The organism is Enterobacter cloacae complex sp. 402C9 (assembly GCF_050030745.1).
Taxonomy (GTDB): Bacteria; Pseudomonadota; Gammaproteobacteria; order Enterobacterales; family Enterobacteriaceae; genus Enterobacter; species Enterobacter intestinihominis.
The window spans coordinates 1,102,233-1,119,218 of sequence record NZ_JBLGUW010000001.1; the positions used below are offsets into that span (position 1 = coordinate 1,102,233).

Below are 16,986 nucleotides of genomic sequence, written 5' to 3' on the forward strand. Positions count from 1 at the left end.
CTATTCTGCTTTAGCCGGGCGTGATATTCTTCACGCCCGACTATTTTCGGTCATTTCTCAGATCACATTCACGACTATGCTGCACACCTATCGCTCGACACATTCTGTTCTGGCCGTTTTTTTGATCCTGCTGTTTTTCTTTGCAGCCGCACCGCATTCCTGGGCCCGTGCAGACAACGGCAGTGACGTCCCGACGCGTGCCGAGGTTCAGTCGCAAATCGACACCCTGAATAAACAAAAAGATCTCTCCGCCCAGGAAAAGCTCGTTCAGCAGGACCTGACGGAAACCCTGGATACGCTGGATAAGATCGATCGCATCAAAGCCGAAACGGCCCAGTTGCGGCAGAAGGTCGCTCAGGCGCCGGAGAACATGCGTAAAGCAACGGAGGCCCTGAACGCGCTTAGCGACGTTGATAACGACGATGAAACCCGAAAAACGCTTGCCACGCTTTCGTTGCGCCAGCTCGAGTCGCGCGTGGCGCAGCTGCTGGACGATCTGCAAACGGCGCAGTCCGATCTCTCGACCTATAACAGCCAGCTGGTTTCGCTGCAAACCCAGCCTGAGCGCGTGCAGAACGCCATGTATTCTGCATCGCAACAGCTACAGCAGATACGTAACCGTCTGAATGGCATTACCGTGGGGGAAGGGGCGCTTCGACCGACCCAGCAAACGCTGCTGAACATCCAGCAGACGCTGCTGAACGCGGAGATTGAACAGCAGCGTAAGAGTCTGGAAGGCAACACGGTGTTGCAGGATGCGCTGCAAAAACAGCGTGACTACGTGAACGCGAATATCAACCGGCTCGAGCATCAGCTTCAGCTGTTGCAGGAGGCGGTGAACAGCAAGCGCCTGACGCTGACCGAAAAAACGGCGCAGGAAGCGGTCTCGCCAGACGAAACGGCGCGTATCCAGGCCAATCCGCTGGTGAAGCAGGAGCTGGAAATTAACCATCAGCTGAGCGAGCGCCTGATTCAGGCGACTGAAAGCGGCAGCGCGCTGGTGCAGCAGAATATTAAAGTCAAAAACTGGCTGGATCGCGCTTTGCAGGCTGAGCGCAATGTCAAAGAGCAGATTGCCGTCCTGAAGGGAAGCCTGCTGCTGTCGCGCATTCTTTACCAGCAGCAGCAGACGCTGCCGTCCGCCGACGAGCTGGAAGACATGACCAACCGCATTGCGGATTTGCGTCTTGAACAGTTTGACGTTAACCAGCAGCGCGATGCCCTGTTCCAGAGCGATACGTTTGTTGCCAAAGTGGAAGAAGGCCATTCAAGTGAAGTAAACGGTGAAGTTCACGACGCGCTGTTGCAGGTTGTGGATATGCGCCGCGAACTGCTCGATCAGCTTAATAAGCAGCTGGGCAACCAGCTGATGATGGCGATTAACCTGCAAATCAACCAGCAGCAGCTGGTGAGCGTGTCTAAAAGCCTCCAGGAGATCCTGACCCAGCAGATTTTCTGGGTGAACAGCAACAAACCCATGGACTGGGACTGGTTTAAATCTTTCCCTGAAACGCTGAAATCCCAGATCAAAAGCATGAAAATTACCGTGAACTGGGAGAAAGCCTGGCCTGCGGTAATGATTGCCTTCCTTGCGGGTCTGCCTTTGCTGCTCATCGCCGGAGTAATACGCTGGCGTTTGAAATGGCTGAAGCAGTACCAGGCGAAGCTGGCCTCGGAAGTGGGGCAACTGCGTAACGACAGCCAGCTGCACACCCCGAAAGCGATCCTGATCGATCTGATCCGTGCTCTGCCGGTCTGCCTGCTGATCCTCGCCGTCGGCCTGATCCTGTTGACCATGCAGCTCAATATCAGCGACCTGCTGTGGGCGTTCAGCAAAAAGCTGGCGCTGTTCTGGCTGGTGTTTGGCCTGTGCTGGAAAGTGCTGGAAAAAGACGGCGTCGCGGTCCGCCACTTCAACATGCCGGAGAAACTCACCAGCCACTGGCGTCGCCAGATTGTACGTATCAGCCTCGCGCTGTTGCCGCTGCACTTCTGGTCCGTTGTGGCCGAGCTTTCGCCGCTGCATCTGATGGATGACGTGCTGGGACAACTGGTAATTATGCTGAACCTGCTGCTGATAGCCGTCCTGATGTGGCCGATGTGCCGCGACAGCTGGCGTGATAAAGAGTCCCACAATCTTCGTCTGGTTACCGTAACGGTGCTGGCGATCATTCCGCTGGCGCTGATGGTGCTGACGGCAACGGGTTACTTCTATACCACGCTTCGTCTGTCAGGCCGCTGGATTGAAACCGTGTATCTGGTGATCCTGTGGAACCTGCTGTTCCAGACCGTGCTGCGCGGTTTGAGCGTGGCGGCGCGCCGCATTGCGTATCGTCGTGCTGTTGCCCGTCGACAGCATCAGGTTAAAGAGGGGGCTGAAGGGGCTGAGCCGCAGGAAGAGCCGACCATTGCCCTGGAGCAGGTCAACCAGCAAACGATGCGTATTACCATGCTGGTGATGATTGCGCTGTTTGCGGTGATGTTCTGGGCCATCTGGTCTGATTTAATTACCGTCTTCGCCTACCTCGACAGTATCACCCTCTGGCAATACAACGGTACCGAAGCGGGCGCTGCGGTAATGAAAAGCGTCACCATGGGCAGCCTGCTCTTTGCGCTGGTGTCGTCGGTGGTGGCCTGGGCGTTGATCCGCAACCTGCCTGGTCTGCTGGAAGTGCTGGTGCTCTCAAGGCTGAACCTGCGTCAGGGGGCGTCGTATGCCATTACCACCATCCTGAACTACGTCATTATTATTGTCGGGGCGATGACGGTATTCGGCTCGCTGGGCGTCTCGTGGGATAAACTCCAGTGGCTGGCGGCGGCGCTGTCGGTAGGTCTGGGCTTCGGCTTGCAGGAGATCTTCGGTAACTTTGTTTCTGGCCTGATAATCCTGTTCGAACGTCCGGTGCGTATCGGCGATACCGTCACCATCGGCACCTTCTCCGGGACCGTCAGCAAGATCCGTATTCGTGCGACCACCATCACTGACTTCGATCGTAAAGAGGTGATCATCCCGAACAAAGCCTTCGTGACCGAGCGACTGATCAACTGGTCGCTTTCGGATACTACAACGCGCGTGGTGGTCCGACTCGGGGTGGCCTATGGTTCAGATCTGGATAAAGTGAAAGAGGTCCTGCTGGAAGCCGCGAAATCACATCCTAAAGTGATGCACGATCCTGCGCCTGACGTGTTCTTCACCACCTTCGGGCCAAGCACGCTGGATCATGAGCTGCGCCTGTACGTACGCGAACTACGCGATCGCAGCTACACCGTCGATGAGCTGAACCGCACCATTGACCGTCTGTGCCGTGAAAACAACATTAATATCGCCTTCAACCAGCTTGAAGTTCACCTGCGTAACGAGAAAGGTGACGAACATACGGAAGTGAAGCGCGAGATTAAGGGTGACGAAAACTCCGCCCCTCACCCTGCCCTCTACCCAGAGGGGAGAGGGTAAAAAGCGAATCAGGGCAGATCTTTCAAACCGCACCTAACGGTCCCCTCTCCCTCCAGGGAGAGGGCTAGGGTGAGGGCAACCGGCCTTCACCTTTCCCTCAAAATCCCGCCGCACAATCTCCAGCGCTTTCAGCACCGTCTCCGCCGGGATCTCGTGATTCTCCAGCAGCATAATTAAATCGACGGCCAGCTTGACCTCGTCGGGGGCATTTTCCAGTGACATTAGTGGCTCCTGTTAACGGGTCAGGCGTTCAATGACGCGTTCAATCTCATCCAGCGCCTGACGGCAGCGGACGATGCGGCCTTCCAGCGCGCTGATTTCACGCATTAATAACTGCTGCTCTTGCAGCGTTTCGCTGGTGGTCAGGCGGGCTTCGCGCTCACACTTCATCTCAAACAGACGCCGCTCAAACTCCTGGTTCTCCAGCCGCTTGCGCTGCCATTTTCCGAGCCCAGGCGAGGCGCTGTCCCACGCCCGTAGCGGCCAGGCGGCGATTTCGCGGTGCAGGGCGGTGATCTGCTCGGTAAGATGCTCCGCAAGCCACACCACCTGTTCCTGCTGTTCACTCTCAACCGCGTGGCGAAGCTCGTCGAGGTTGGTCTGCATCTCAGCAAGGTAATCCTGAATGACGGTACTGCGGGTGCGGAAGAGCTGCCGATCAAAGCGCGGTTTCAGCGTAGCATGTCCCATCAGCGGTGTGGCCTGCGCCCGCAGCGCGATCAGCTGATTTTGCAGCCTCTCAAGAAGCAGTGCTGTTTTCAATGCGCTCTCCAGTGGTAAAGTAGCCGTTCAGTTTGATAACGATTCGCATTATGCAGCGTACTATTTTAATCATCATTGGCTGGCTCGCGGTAGTGCTGGGTACGCTGGGCATCGTATTGCCCCTGCTGCCGACCACCCCGTTCATCCTGTTGGCCGCCTGGTGCTTCGCCCGCTCGTCGCCGCGTTTTCACCACTGGCTCCTGTACCGTTCGTGGTTTGGCGGCTACCTGCGGCACTGGCAAAAACACCGGGCCATGCCGCCCGGGGCCAAGCCGCGCGCCATTGCCTTCATCCTGATCACCTTCGCCGTCTCGTTATGGCTGGTGAAAATGATGTGGGTGCGCATTCTGCTGCTGGCGATCCTGGTCTGCCTGCTGATCTTCATGTGGCGGATCCCCGTGGTTGATGAAAAGCAACAAAAGCACTGAAGCCTCATCATGGCGGTTGCAATTATGGCGCACAGCCAGTAAATTCGACCGTTTTCGAGCACAGGTGCGCCTGGTCAAAGGTTAAACAACTGTTACTTTGACCGACTCGTCGCGCGCCGTGAGTAACACTGTTTCATTTAGGCACAAACCGATGACCGCAACTGCACAGCAGCTTGAATATCTGAAAAATAGCATCAAAAGTATCCAGGATTATCCAAAGCCTGGCATTCTTTTCCGTGATGTCACCAGCTTGCTGGAAGACCCGAAAGCGTACGCCCTCAGCATTGAACTGCTGGTTGAGCGTTATAAAAACGCCGGGATCACCAAAGTAGTAGGTACCGAAGCCCGTGGCTTCCTGTTCGGCGCACCGGTTGCGCTGGCGATGGGCGTGGGTTTTGTGCCGGTGCGTAAGCCGCGCAAACTGCCGCGTGAAACCATTGCTGAGAGCTATGAGCTGGAATACGGCACCGATCAGCTGGAAATTCACGTTGATGCCATCAAGCCAGGCGACAAAGTGCTGGTGGTGGACGATCTGCTGGCAACCGGCGGCACCATCGAAGCGACCGTGAAGCTGATCCGTCGTCTGGGCGGGGAAGTGACCGACGCGGCCTTCATCATCAACCTGTTCGATCTCGGCGGCGAGCAGCGCCTGGAAAAACAGGGTATTACCAGCTACAGCCTGGTGCCTTTCCCGGGACATTAATCCCGTATCTCACAACCTCGCTCAATGGGTGAGGTTGTGATAGCATTCCCCTCCATTAATTCACCTTCCAGCGTTGCAGAGCCTGCCCATGAGTTATCAGGTGTTAGCCCGTAAATGGCGACCACAAACCTTTGCTGACGTTGTCGGTCAGGAACATGTGCTGACGGCCCTGGCGAACGGCTTGTCGCTAGGTCGCATCCATCACGCCTATCTTTTCTCCGGCACCCGTGGCGTCGGTAAAACCTCTATTGCCCGTCTGCTGGCAAAAGGTCTGAACTGCGAAACCGGGATCACCGCCACCCCGTGCGGCGTATGTGACAACTGCCGGGAGATCGAGCAGGGGCGTTTTGTCGATCTGATCGAGATCGACGCCGCCTCGCGCACCAAGGTGGAAGACACCCGCGATCTGCTCGACAACGTGCAGTACGCCCCGGCGCGCGGCCGCTTCAAGGTCTATCTGATCGATGAAGTACACATGCTGTCGCGCCACAGCTTCAACGCCCTGCTGAAAACGCTGGAAGAGCCGCCTGCGCATGTCAAATTCCTGCTGGCGACCACCGATCCGCAAAAGCTGCCGGTCACGATCCTGTCGCGCTGCCTGCAATTCCATCTGAAGGCGCTGGACGTTGAGCAGATCCGCGCACAGCTTGAACACATTCTTGATGAAGAGAAGATCGTTCACGAGCCGCGCGCCCTGCAGCTGCTGGCCCGCGCGGCGGACGGCAGCCTGCGTGATGCGCTGAGCCTGACTGACCAGGCAATTGCCAGCGGTGACGGTAAGCTTTCCACTGACGCGGTTAGCACCATGCTCGGCACGCTGGATGACGATCAGGCGCTGTCGCTTATCGAAGCGATGATTGCCGCCAACGGTGAGCGGGTAATGACCCTCGTCAACGATGCCGCCGCCCGTGGCATTGAATGGGAAGCGCTGCTGGTCGAGATGCTCAGCCTGCTGCATCGCGTGGCGATGCTGCAATTGTCTCCGTCGGCCATTGGCGCGGACATGGCGACCATTGAACAGCGGATGCGTGAACTTGCGCGCACCGTGCCGCCGGCTGATGTTCAGCTTTATTATCAGACGCTGCTGATTGGCCGCAAAGAGCTGCCGTTTGCACCGGATCGCCGGATGGGCGTTGAAATGACGCTGCTGCGCGCGCTGGCCTTCCATCCGCGCAAGCCATTGCCGGAGCCGGAAACGCCCCGGCAGTCCTTTGCGCCGGTTGCGCCGACCGCGGTAATGTCACCGCAGCAGGTGCCACCGCAACTGGCATCGCCGCCGCCGCAGAACGTGCCGCTGTCGGATGCCACCAGTTCGGTGCTTGCCGCACGAAGCCAGTTGCAACGTGCGCAGGGAGCAACCAAACCAAAAAAGAGTGAACCGGCAGCGCCTGCAAGAGCGCGGCCGGTGAACAACGCCGCGCTTGAACGACTGGCCTCGGTAACGGAGCGCGTGCAGTCGCGTCCGGCACCGTCCGCGCTCGAGCAAAAAGCCCCGGCGAAAGAAGAGGCATACCGCTGGAAGGCGACTACCGTTGTTGAAACGGTCAAGGAAGTGGTCGCCACGCCAAAAGCGCTGAAAAAGGCGCTTGAGCATGAAAAAACGCCGGAGCTGTCCGCGAAGCTCGCGGAAGAGTCCATCGAGCGCGACGCCTGGGCCGCTGAGGTCAGCAAACTTCAGCTGCCGAAGCTGGTGGAGCAGGTCGCGCTGAATGCCTGGAAAGAGCAGGAAGGCAATCAGGTGCGTCTGCACCTGCGCCCTGGCCAGCGGCACCTCAACTCCCCAGGCGCGCAAAAGGCGCTGGCCGAGGCGCTTACCGCATTACAGGGTGTGCCGGTTGAATTGACTATCATTGAAGATGATAATCCGGCGGTGAAAACGCCGCTCGAGTGGCGACAGGCGATTTATGAAGAGAAGCTCGCGCAGGCGCGCGAGTCGATTATCGCGGATAACAACATCCAGACCCTGCGCCGGTTCTTCGACGCCGATCTGGATGAAGAGAGTATTCGCCCCCTTTGATCGTGAGTCTGACTTACGGTTGTAATCCTTAACGTGAAAGAAGAGAGAAGCCTATGTTTGGTGGAAAAGGCGGTCTGGGTGGCCTGATGAAGCAGGCTCAGCAGATGCAGGAAAAAATGCAGAAGATGCAGGAAGAGATCGCTCAGCTGGAAGTCACGGGTGAATCCGGTGCCGGTCTGGTCAAGGTGACCATCAACGGTGCGCATAACTGCCGTCGCGTTGAAATCGACCCGAGCCTGCTCGAAGACGATAAAGAGATGCTGGAAGATCTGGTTGCAGCCGCGTTTAACGATGCCGCTCGCCGTATCGACGAAACCCAGAAAGAGAAAATGGCCTCTGTTTCCAGCGGTATGCAACTGCCGCCGGGCTTTAAGATGCCATTCTGATGCAAACCAGTCCGCTGCTCACGCAGTTAATGGAAGCACTGCGCTGCCTGCCGGGCGTTGGCCCGAAGTCGGCGCAGCGTATGGCGTTTACGCTATTGCAGCGCGACCGCAGCGGCGGGATGCGCCTGGCGCAGGCTCTGACCCGCGCCATGTCAGAAATTGGTCACTGTGCGGATTGCCGGACCTTTACCGAGCAGGACGTCTGTAACATCTGCACGAACCCGCGTCGTCAGGAAAACGGTCAGATTTGCGTGGTGGAGAGTCCGGCGGACATCTACGCCATCGAACAAACCGGGCAGTTTTCCGGCCGCTATTTCGTGCTGATGGGGCATCTCTCCCCGCTGGACGGCATCGGCCCGGATGATATCGGTCTCGATCGTCTTGAACAGCGTCTTGAGTCCGAGACGATCAAAGAGGTGATCCTCGCCACCAACCCGACGGTGGAAGGGGAGGCAACCGCCAATTACATCGCCGAGCTGTGCGCGCAGTACGGCGTTGACGCCAGCCGCATCGCCCACGGCGTGCCGGTCGGCGGTGAGCTGGAGATGGTCGACGGCACCACGCTGTCGCACTCGCTGGCCGGACGACACAAGATTATTTTCTGACCAAACGGAGGCTGCGTGCGCGGCCTCCGCTTGAAAATTCCCCCCCTTATCCCCATCTCTCACTCAACGTTTTACAACCCCATTAAATGGCATTGTTGAGGTCGACTTAGATGAAAGGACAAGAAACCCGTGGTTTCCAGTCAGAAGTAAAACAGCTTCTGCACCTGATGATCCATTCCCTGTATTCCAACAAAGAAATCTTCCTGCGTGAGCTGATTTCCAACGCCTCCGATGCGGCGGACAAGTTGCGCTTCCGCGCGCTGTCCAACCCGGATCTGTACGAAGGCGATGGCGAACTGCGCGTGCGCGTCTCTTTTAATAAAGAGAACCGCACCCTGACGATTGCCGATAATGGCATCGGGATGAACCGCGACGAGGTGATCGACCATCTCGGCACCATCGCTAAATCCGGCACCAAAGCGTTCCTCGAGTCCATGGGCTCTGACCAGGCGAAAGACAGCCAGCTGATCGGTCAGTTCGGCGTAGGCTTCTACTCGGCATTCATCGTGGCGGATAAAGTCACCGTGCGCACCCGCGCTGCGGGCGACAGCGCCGAAAACGGCGTGCTGTGGGAATCCAAAGGGGAAGGCGAATACACCGTTGATGATATCACCAAAGCGGATCGCGGCACCGAAATCACTCTGCACCTGCGCGAAGGCGAAGACGATTTCCTGAACGACTGGCGCGTACGCTCCATCATCAGCAAATATTCTGACCACATCGCGCTGCCGGTTGAGATTGAAAAACAGGAAGAGAAAGACGGCGAAACCGTGGTTTCCTGGGAGAAAATCAACAAGGCGCAGGCGCTGTGGACGCGCAACAAAGCTGAAATTAAAGACGACGAGTACAACGAGTTTTACAAGCACATCGCCCACGACTTTACCGACCCGCTGACCTGGAGCCACAACCGTGTGGAAGGGAAGCAGGAGTACACCAGCCTGCTGTACATTCCGGCGCAGGCGCCGTGGGACATGTGGAACCGCGATCACAAGCACGGCCTGAAGCTGTACGTGCAGCGCGTTTTCATCATGGACGACGCCGAGCAGTTCATGCCGAACTACCTGCGCTTTGTGCGTGGCCTGATAGATTCCAACGATCTGCCGCTGAACGTCTCCCGTGAAATTCTCCAGGACAGCACCGTCACCCGTAACCTGCGTAACGCCCTGACCAAGCGAGCGTTGCAGATGCTGGAAAAACTGGCGAAAGACGATGCGGAAAAATACCAGACCTTCTGGAAACAGTTCGGCCTGGTGCTGAAAGAAGGCCCGGCGGAAGACACCGCGAACGTGGAAGCTATCGCTAAACTGCTGCGCTTCGCCTCTACGCACAACGACTCCTCCGCCCAGACCGTGTCGCTGGAAGAGTACGTCTCCCGCATGAAAGAAGGGCAGGAGAAGATCTACTACATCACCGCCGACAGCTATGCGGCAGCAAAGAGCAGCCCGCATCTGGAGCTGCTGCGTAAGAAAGGCATCGAAGTGCTGCTGCTGTCTGACCGCATCGACGAGTGGATGATGAACTACCTGACCGAGTTCGACGGTAAATCCTTCCAGTCCGTTGCTAAAGCCGACGAGTCTATCGATAAGCTGGCGGATGAAGTGGACGACAGCGCGAAGGAAGCCGAGAAGGCGCTGGAGCCGTTCGTTGAGCGCGTGAAAACCCTGCTGGGCGACCGCGTGAAAGAGGTGCGCTTCACGCACCGTCTGACCGATACGCCAGCCATTGTCACCACCGATGCGGACGAAATGAGCACCCAGATGGCGAAACTGTTCGCGGCGGCGGGCCAGGCCGTGCCGGAAGTGAAATATATCTTTGAGCTTAATCCGGATCATCCGCTGGTGAAACGCGCGGCGGATACCCAGGACGACGCCCGCTTTGCGGAGTGGGTTGAACTGCTGCTGGATCAGTCCCTGCTGGCCGAGCGCGGCACCCTGGAAGATCCTAACCTGTTCATTAAACGTGTGAATGCGCTGCTGCTGGCGTAATACAAAACCTACCCCTCACCCTGGCCCTCTCCCCAAAGGGGAGAGGGTTTAATCGTCCCCTCTCCCCTTTGGGGAGAGGGTTAGGGTGAGGGGGCATTCTCGCACTAACCCAAATAATCTCCCCCCGTTAACCGTTTCAGCCTCCCCGCCTTCCTTGAGCGATACCCGTTCTGGTGGTATTGTTTAGCGCTTTTGAAAAATTGAATCGACATTTGAGGGGATTTTCGCAATGCGTATTATTCTGCTTGGCGCTCCGGGCGCGGGTAAGGGAACTCAGGCTCAGTTCATCATGGAGAAATACGGTATTCCGCAAATCTCTACTGGTGACATGCTGCGTGCCGCTGTTAAATCTGGCTCCGAGCTGGGCAAACAAGCTAAAGACATCATGGACGCAGGCAAGCTGGTGACCGACGAACTGGTTATCGCGCTGGTAAAAGAGCGCATTGCTCAGGAAGACTGCCGCAATGGTTTCCTGCTGGACGGCTTCCCGCGCACCATTCCTCAGGCTGACGCCATGAAAGAAGCGGGCATCAACGTGGATTACGTGCTGGAGTTCGATGTACCGGACGAACTGATCGTTGACCGTATCGTTGGCCGTCGCGTGCACGCTGCCTCTGGCCGCGTTTACCACATCAAATTCAACCCACCTAAGGTTGAAGGCAAAGACGACGTGACCGGCGAAGAGCTGACCACCCGTAAAGACGACCAGGAAGAAACCGTGCGTAAACGCCTGGTGGAATACCATCAGATGACCGCACCGCTGATCGGCTACTACTCCAAAGAGGCGCAGGCGGGTAACACCAAATACGCGAAAGTTGACGGCACCAAAGCCGTGGCTGACGTACGTGCAGAGCTGGAAAAAATCCTCGGCTAAGCGCACCTCTCTCACCCGGAGCCCCGGGTGAGAAAAATTCTCATCTTACCTATTACAGCAATGGGTTTCGTTTAAACGCATTTCCGCTACAATTGACAGCCTATCAAATGGTTAAGAGGCGTGAATGAGTCAGGCGAAAACCGGCATCCTGCTTGCCAATCTGGGCACCCCAGAAGCACCTACTCCAGCGGCGGTAAAACGCTACCTGCGACAATTTTTAAGCGACACGCGCGTCGTGGATACCCCAAGACTGCTGTGGTGGCCACTGCTGCGTGGTGTCATTCTGCCGATTCGTTCTCCGCGTGTAGCAAAGCTCTATCAGTCCGTGTGGATGGAAGAGGGCTCGCCGCTGATGGTCTACAGCCGTCGTCAGGAGAAGGCGCTGGCCGCCCGTCTGCCGGACATGCCCGTTGCGCTCGGTATGAGCTACGGTAAGCCATCCCTGGAAAGCGCCGTCGACTCTCTGCTGGCGCAGGGCGTTGAACACATTGTGGTGCTGGCCCTTTATCCGCAGTATTCGTGCTCCACGGTGGCTGCCGTCTGGGACGAACTGGCACGCATTCTGGCGACCCGCCGCCGTATACCGGGCATCACCTTTATCCGCGACTACGCCGATAACGAGCTGTACATTCAGGCGCTTGCCAGCAGCGCGCGCGCGTCGTTTGAAAAACACGGCGAGCCGGATCTGCTGCTGCTCTCCTATCACGGTATTCCGCAGCGTTTCGCGAACGAAGGGGACGATTACCCCCAGCGTTGCCGCGATACCACCCGCGAGCTGGTCTCCGCCCTCGGCCTGCCGCCTGAGAAGGTGATGATGACCTTCCAGTCGCGCTTCGGTCGTGAACCGTGGTTGACCCCGTATACTGATGAAACGCTAAAAATGCTGGGCGAGAAGGGCGTGAAGCACATTCAGGTTATGTCGCCGGGCTTCTCGGCGGATTGTCTGGAAACGCTGGAAGAGATTGCCGTCCAGAACAAAGAGTTCTTCATGGAGGCCGGCGGAACGAAATACGAATACATTCCTGCGCTTAACGACTCCCCTGAACACATCGATATGATGGTGTCACTGGTCACCACCCGCCGCTGATCGCGTTACGGGCCGGGTTTGTGCTACCATTCCCGGCCCGTATTCTTTGCACAGTTCAGACCATGAAATTTCCCGGTAAACGTAAGTCCAAACACTATTTCCCCGTCGATGCCCGCGATCCGCTGTTACAGCAAATTCAGCAGGAAAGCGAAACCAGCGCTGCCTGGGTGGTCGGTATCGATCAGACGCTGGTGGACATTGAAGCCAAAGTGGATGATGCGTTTGTCGCACGTTACGGTCTGAGCGCCGGGCACTCGCTGGTGATTGAGGATGACGTTGCCGAAGCGCTGTATCAGGAACTGATGCGCGAAAATCTTATCACCCACCAGTTTGCTGGCGGCACCATCGGTAACACCATGCACAACTACTCCGTTCTGGCAGACGACCGCTCGGTACTGCTTGGCGTGATGTGCAGCAATATCGAAATCGGTGGCTACGCCTACCGCTACCTGTGCAATACCTCCAGCCGCACCGATCTGAACTATTTGCAGGGCGTTGACGGGCCGATTGGTCGTTGCTTTACGCTGATAAGCGATTCCGGCGAGCGTACCTTTGCCATCAGCCCCGGCCATATGAACAAGCTACGCGCTGAAAGTATTCCGGAAGAGGTGATCGCGGGCGCGTCTGCGCTGGTGTTGACGTCTTATCTGGTGCGCTGCAAGCCGGGCGAACCAATGCCGGACGCAACCATGAAGGCAATTGAGTATGCGAAGAAATACAACGTGCCTGTGGTTCTGACGCTGGGCACCAAATTCGTGATTGCCGACAACCCGGAGTGGTGGCAGGCCTTCCTGAAAGAACACGTCTCGATTCTGGCGATGAATGAAGAAGAAGCCGAAGCGCTGACCGGCGAAAGCGATCCGCTGCTGGCGTCTGATAAGGCGCTGGACTGGGTGGATCTGGTGCTCTGCACCGCCGGGCCGGTCGGGCTGTACATGGCGGGCTTCACGGAAGAAGAGAGCAAGCGGAAAACCCAGCACCCGCTGCTGCCGGGCGCTATCGCCGAATTTAACCAGTACGAGTTCAGCCGCGCCATGCGTCATAAAGACTGCATCAACCCGCTGCGTATCTTCTCCCACATTGCACCGTATATGGGTGGCCCCGAGAAGATCATGAACACCAACGGCGCGGGCGACGGCGCGCTGGCCGCGCTGCTGCACGACATCACCGCTAACGCCTACCACAAAACCAATGTGCCGAATTCCAGCAAACACACCTTCAACTGGCTGACCTATTCCTCGCTGGCGCAGGTGTGCAAGTACGCGAACCGCGTGAGTTATCAGGTGCTGAACCAGCATTCACCGCGCTTAACGCGTGGGCTGCCGGAACGGGAAGACAGCCTCGAAGAGGCGTATTGGGACAGGTAAAAGAAGACCCCTCACCCTGGCCCTCTCCCCAAAGGGGAGAGGGAACTTGAACACCCTCTCCCCTTTGGGGAGAGGGCTGGGGTGAGGGGACCAGGCCGCACAAAATTTACCCCGTCACCGCCTCTTCAACCGGCGGCTTCGTCAGCATTGTCAGCATCGTATTCGCAATCTCACGCTCACCCATCACCACCTGATTCGCGCCGCGCTCGGTAATGTACTCCACTTCGTCATCATAATGGGCGCGGGCTATGATTTCGATATGCGGGCATTTTTCACGGGCTGTGGCGACAATCTCGCCAGCCTCGTAACCGTTCGGGATAGTGAGCAGCAGCCAGCGAGCGCAGTCCAGATGCGCCAGATTCATAATCTCTTCGTTAGCCGCGTTGCCCAGCACCGCGCGGATGCCGCGCTCGCGAAGCTCGTCGACGCGAGTGCGTGACGTTTCAATCACTACAAGTGGAATGCCCTGAGCCATCAGTTTTTCACCCAGCAGGCTGCCGACGCGGCCAAAACCGACCAGCAGTGCGTGGTTGCAGATATCCACCGGGATCTGTTTCTCTTCTTCTGTCGCCTCTTCCAGCGTCAGCTCTTCGAGGGTTTCGGTCTTCTCGAGATATTTCTCCAGCAGGGCAAACAATACCGGGTTCAACATGATGGAGAGGATCGCCCCCGCCAGCACCAGATTTTGCCCAGCCTGTGGCAGCAGGTTCAGGGCCATCCCCAGACCAGCCAGAATAAAGGCGAACTCGCCAATCTGCGCCAGGCTGGCGGCGATGGTCAGCGCCGTGCGCGGCGAGTGACCGAACATCCGCACCAGGAAGAAGGCGGCAACGGACTTACCAAAGATGATGATTGCCAGCGTACCCAGCACGGCCAGCGGCTGCTGGATGAGGATCATCGGGTCGAACAGCATCCCGACGGAGACAAAGAACAGCACCGCGAACGCATCACGTAGTGGCAGAGTATCGTGCGCGGCACGGTGGCTCAGCTCGGACTCGTTCAGCACCATCCCGGCGAAGAACGCGCCCAGCGCAAAGGAGACGTCAAACAGCTCGACAGCGCCAAAGGCAATGCCCAGCGCCAGCGCAAGGACCGAAAGCGTGAACAGTTCACGCGAGCCGGTGGCGGCGCTGCGGGACATGATCCACGGCACCAGACGGCGGCCCACCAGCATCATGATGGCAATAAACGCCACAACCTTACCGATGGTAATGCTCATATCCAGCGCCAGCGAAGCGAAGCCGATATTCTCTTTTTCCATCATCCCGGCGACGGCGGGCAGCAGTACCAGCGTCAACACCATCACCAGATCTTCAACTATCAGCCAGCCAATCGCGATTTGCCCGCGCTGGCTGTCTATCAGCTGCCTCTCTTCAAGCGCGCGCAGCAGCACCACGGTACTGGCGGTTGAAAGACACAGCCCAAATACGATACCGGTCATGATTGACCAGCCCAGCACCGCCGAAAGCGCCATGCCCAGCAGCGTCGCCACCCCTATCTGGGCGATCGCTCCCGGTATGGCGATCGACTTTACCGCCATCAGATCCTTCAGGGAAAAATGCAGTCCGACGCCAAACATCAGCAGGATAACGCCCAGTTCCGCTAGCTCCGGTGCAAGTTTGGTATCTGCGACAAAACCCGGCGTAAAGGGTCCTGCCAGCACGCCCGCTAACAAATAGCCTACCAGGGGCGAAATACGCAGTTTGTTGGCAATCATGCCGAGGATAAAAGCGAGCACAAGTCCACCAACAATGGTGGTGATAAGCGGTGTGGCGTGGTGCATTCCGTCTCCTTTCGCGATGGGTGATCCATTTTTGGTGCAAATACCAAAAAGCCGATTAATAGTTTATGACAATTTTTACGCTTATGTTTATGAATAATTGTTGAAATCACAATAAAAAGGCAATAAGCATGAAAAAAGGCAGATTTTGATAAATTTGCTGAGGGGAGGGAGAGGAAAGCCTTATGGCATCAGGTTATCCGGCTGCCAAAGTTTAACTTTGGCAGCCGTGAAGTTACGCTTTATGACGGTTGTCAGGCAGGAATATGGTCAACATCCCAAGAAGTGGCAGGAAAGCGCAGATTTTATAGACCAGGAAGATGCTGGTGTGGTCTGCAACCATCCCTAACACGGCGGCGCCAAGGCCGCCCATGCCAAAGGCAAAACCGAAAAAGAGACCGGAAACCATACCGATACGTCCCGGCAGCAGCTCCTGCGCATAGACCAGAATGGCTGAAAACGCCGACGCGAGAATAAAACCAATAATCACTGTCAATATTCCGGTCCATTCCAGCGTTGCGTACGGTAAAACAAGCGTAAACGGCGCAACGCCGAGGATAGAGCCCCAAATCACATATTTACGTCCGATTTTATCTCCCACAGGGCCGCCAATCACCGTGCCTGCCGCCACCGCAAACAGGAAGGCAAAGAGATGGAACTGGGCGTTTTGTACCGATAATCCGAATTTTTGCATCAGATAGAAGGTGTAATAGCTGCTAATGCTCGCCATATAGAAATATTTCGAGAAAATCAGCACCAGCAGCACGCTGACGGCAAGGATCACCTTATTACGCGGAAGGGGATTGATTATCTTCGTGGCAGGTTTTCCCTTATTTACGCGATGCTGCGCGGCATACCAGCGGCTGATTTGCGCCAGGACGACAATCGCCAGCAGCGCGGCCAGCACAAACCACGCCACGTTGCCTTTGCCGTAAGGCGCGATAATTACCGCCGCCAGCAGAGGACCGAGGGAGCTACCAAAATTCCCCCCCACCTGGAACAGAGACTGCGCCAGCCCGTGGCGTCCGCCGGAGGCCATACGCGCCACGCGGGACGATTCCGGATGGAACACCGATGAACCGGTTCCCACCAGCGCCGCGGCAACCAGTACCGCCTCAAAGCTGCCCGCCATGGCCAGCAGCACCAGCCCGCTCAGGGTGAAGCACATCCCAATGGGCAGCGACCATGGCATCGGGTATTTGTCCGTCCAGTAGCCCACCACCGGCTGGAGCAGCGAAGAGGCCAGCTGGAAGGTCAGGGTAATCATCCCGATCTGCACGAAGGTTAATGAGAACTCAGACTGCAACAGCGGGTAGATCGCCAGAATCAGCGACTGGATCATGTCGTTGAGCAGATGAGAGAGACTGATTGCGCCTAATACTTTGAAGGAAGTGCGCGATTTCGGCGGCGACGCCGGAACGCCCTGAACAGGCTGGGTTGATTCACTGATTGCCATAAATACCACGTCAATTTGTAATTAGAGATGCAGGGAGTAATTATTATCCGACTAACATACTCGTCCGTGACATTTGAAGAAA

General features: G+C 57.0%; 14 protein-coding genes and 1 other annotated feature. Of the genes, 10 read left to right on the top strand and 4 right to left on the bottom strand.

Going from position 1 to position 16,986, the window contains the following annotated elements:
* The first annotated feature begins 76 nt into the window (after window positions 1–76).
* On the top strand, window positions 77–3,454 hold the full coding sequence (gene mscK, locus ACQG1K_RS05230; RefSeq protein ID WP_367075309.1) for a mechanosensitive channel MscK: 3,378 nt from the start codon (window positions 77–79) through the stop codon (window positions 3,452–3,454).
* 33 nt (window positions 3,455–3,487) lie between these two features.
* Here mscK and rsmS read toward each other — a convergent pair whose 3' ends face one another.
* Together rsmS and priC are read right to left on the bottom strand one after the other, a co-directional pair.
* Window positions 3,488–3,676 (bottom strand): pleiotropic regulatory protein RsmS, encoded by a 189-nt coding sequence (rsmS, locus tag ACQG1K_RS05235; protein WP_038415536.1) that lies wholly within the window; start codon window positions 3,674–3,676, stop codon window positions 3,488–3,490.
* A gap of 12 nt (window positions 3,677–3,688) precedes the next feature.
* Window positions 3,689–4,216 carry a primosomal replication protein N'' gene (priC, locus tag ACQG1K_RS05240; RefSeq protein ID WP_022647276.1) on the bottom strand — a complete coding sequence of 176 codons (528 nt, stop codon included), beginning with the start codon at window positions 4,214–4,216 and terminating at the stop codon, window positions 3,689–3,691.
* 50 nt (window positions 4,217–4,266) lie between these two features.
* Here priC and ACQG1K_RS05245 point away from each other — a divergent pair, with 50 nt between their 5' ends.
* The 9 genes from ACQG1K_RS05245 to ACQG1K_RS05285 all read left to right on the top strand — a co-directional run bounded on the left by ACQG1K_RS05245 (window position 4,267) and on the right by ACQG1K_RS05285 (window position 13,668).
* Window positions 4,267–4,644, top strand: coding sequence for a DUF454 family protein (locus ACQG1K_RS05245; RefSeq protein WP_023299466.1), 378 nt, complete (start codon window positions 4,267–4,269; stop codon window positions 4,642–4,644).
* Window positions 4,645–4,795: 151 nt separating this feature from the next.
* Window positions 4,796–5,347: an adenine phosphoribosyltransferase gene (apt, locus tag ACQG1K_RS05250; protein ID WP_000127359.1), complete on the top strand. Its 552-nt coding sequence runs from the start codon at window positions 4,796–4,798 to the stop codon at window positions 5,345–5,347.
* Window positions 5,348–5,435: 88 nt separating this feature from the next.
* The gene (gene dnaX, locus ACQG1K_RS05255; protein WP_426720924.1) at window positions 5,436–7,364 is read left to right on the top strand and encodes a DNA polymerase III subunit gamma/tau; all 1,929 of its coding nucleotides are present in this window, start codon (window positions 5,436–5,438) and stop codon (window positions 7,362–7,364) included.
* Window positions 6,694–6,758: a sequence feature (DnaX frameshifting element), on the top strand. (Overlaps the previous gene by 65 nt.)
* 53 nt (window positions 7,365–7,417) lie before the next feature.
* Entirely contained in the window at window positions 7,418–7,750 is a 333-nt protein-coding gene (locus tag ACQG1K_RS05260) for a YbaB/EbfC family nucleoid-associated protein (protein WP_003858972.1), read from the top strand.
* Window positions 7,750–8,355, top strand: coding sequence for a recombination mediator RecR (gene recR / locus ACQG1K_RS05265; RefSeq protein WP_006809843.1), 606 nt, complete (start codon window positions 7,750–7,752; stop codon window positions 8,353–8,355). Before ACQG1K_RS05260 ends, recR begins: the two co-directional genes overlap by 1 nt.
* Window positions 8,356–8,465: 110 nt before the next feature.
* The gene (gene htpG / locus ACQG1K_RS05270) at window positions 8,466–10,340 is read left to right on the top strand and encodes a molecular chaperone HtpG (RefSeq protein ID WP_015571245.1); all 1,875 of its coding nucleotides are present in this window, start codon (window positions 8,466–8,468) and stop codon (window positions 10,338–10,340) included.
* A 229-nt stretch (window positions 10,341–10,569) separates the two neighbouring features.
* A complete protein-coding gene (adk, locus tag ACQG1K_RS05275; RefSeq protein WP_022647279.1) occupies window positions 10,570–11,214 on the top strand; it encodes an adenylate kinase in 645 nt (214 codons plus the stop codon).
* 124 nt (window positions 11,215–11,338) lie between these two features.
* Window positions 11,339–12,301: a ferrochelatase gene (gene hemH, locus ACQG1K_RS05280; protein WP_017383216.1), complete on the top strand. Its 963-nt coding sequence runs from the start codon at window positions 11,339–11,341 to the stop codon at window positions 12,299–12,301.
* A 62-nt stretch (window positions 12,302–12,363) separates the two neighbouring features.
* A complete protein-coding gene (locus tag ACQG1K_RS05285) occupies window positions 12,364–13,668 on the top strand; it encodes an inosine/guanosine kinase (RefSeq protein ID WP_022647280.1) in 1,305 nt (434 codons plus the stop codon).
* A 106-nt stretch (window positions 13,669–13,774) separates the two neighbouring features.
* Here ACQG1K_RS05285 and ybaL read toward each other — a convergent pair whose 3' ends face one another.
* Together ybaL and ACQG1K_RS05295 are read right to left on the bottom strand one after the other, a co-directional pair.
* Window positions 13,775–15,451 (bottom strand): YbaL family putative K(+) efflux transporter, encoded by a 1,677-nt coding sequence (gene ybaL, locus ACQG1K_RS05290; RefSeq protein WP_022647281.1) that lies wholly within the window; start codon window positions 15,449–15,451, stop codon window positions 13,775–13,777.
* A 232-nt stretch (window positions 15,452–15,683) separates the two neighbouring features.
* Window positions 15,684–16,904 carry an MFS transporter gene (locus ACQG1K_RS05295; RefSeq protein WP_161177433.1) on the bottom strand — a complete coding sequence of 407 codons (1,221 nt, stop codon included), beginning with the start codon at window positions 16,902–16,904 and terminating at the stop codon, window positions 15,684–15,686.
* Window positions 16,905–16,986: the final 82 nt, after the last annotated feature.

What these genes read in the sequence shown, in the direction of transcription:
- mscK (WP_367075309.1), top strand. Translation starts at nt 77, where the DNA reads ATGCTGCACACCTATCGCTCGACACATTCTGTTCTGGCCGTTTTTTTG.
- rsmS (WP_038415536.1), bottom strand. Translation starts at nt 3,676, where the DNA reads ATGTCACTGGAAAATGCCCCCGACGAGGTCAAGCTGGCCGTCGATTTA.
- ACQG1K_RS05245 (WP_023299466.1), top strand. Translation starts at nt 4,267, where the DNA reads ATGCAGCGTACTATTTTAATCATCATTGGCTGGCTCGCGGTAGTGCTG.
- apt (WP_000127359.1), top strand. Translation starts at nt 4,796, where the DNA reads ATGACCGCAACTGCACAGCAGCTTGAATATCTGAAAAATAGCATCAAA.
- dnaX (WP_426720924.1), top strand. Translation starts at nt 5,436, where the DNA reads ATGAGTTATCAGGTGTTAGCCCGTAAATGGCGACCACAAACCTTTGCT.
- ACQG1K_RS05260 (WP_003858972.1), top strand. Translation starts at nt 7,418, where the DNA reads ATGTTTGGTGGAAAAGGCGGTCTGGGTGGCCTGATGAAGCAGGCTCAG.
- recR (WP_006809843.1), top strand. Translation starts at nt 7,750, where the DNA reads ATGCAAACCAGTCCGCTGCTCACGCAGTTAATGGAAGCACTGCGCTGC.
- htpG (WP_015571245.1), top strand. Translation starts at nt 8,466, where the DNA reads ATGAAAGGACAAGAAACCCGTGGTTTCCAGTCAGAAGTAAAACAGCTT.
- adk (WP_022647279.1), top strand. Translation starts at nt 10,570, where the DNA reads ATGCGTATTATTCTGCTTGGCGCTCCGGGCGCGGGTAAGGGAACTCAG.
- hemH (WP_017383216.1), top strand. Translation starts at nt 11,339, where the DNA reads ATGAGTCAGGCGAAAACCGGCATCCTGCTTGCCAATCTGGGCACCCCA.
- ACQG1K_RS05285 (WP_022647280.1), top strand. Translation starts at nt 12,364, where the DNA reads ATGAAATTTCCCGGTAAACGTAAGTCCAAACACTATTTCCCCGTCGAT.
- ybaL (WP_022647281.1), bottom strand. Translation starts at nt 15,451, where the DNA reads ATGCACCACGCCACACCGCTTATCACCACCATTGTTGGTGGACTTGTG.
- ACQG1K_RS05295 (WP_161177433.1), bottom strand. Translation starts at nt 16,904, where the DNA reads ATGGCAATCAGTGAATCAACCCAGCCTGTTCAGGGCGTTCCGGCGTCG.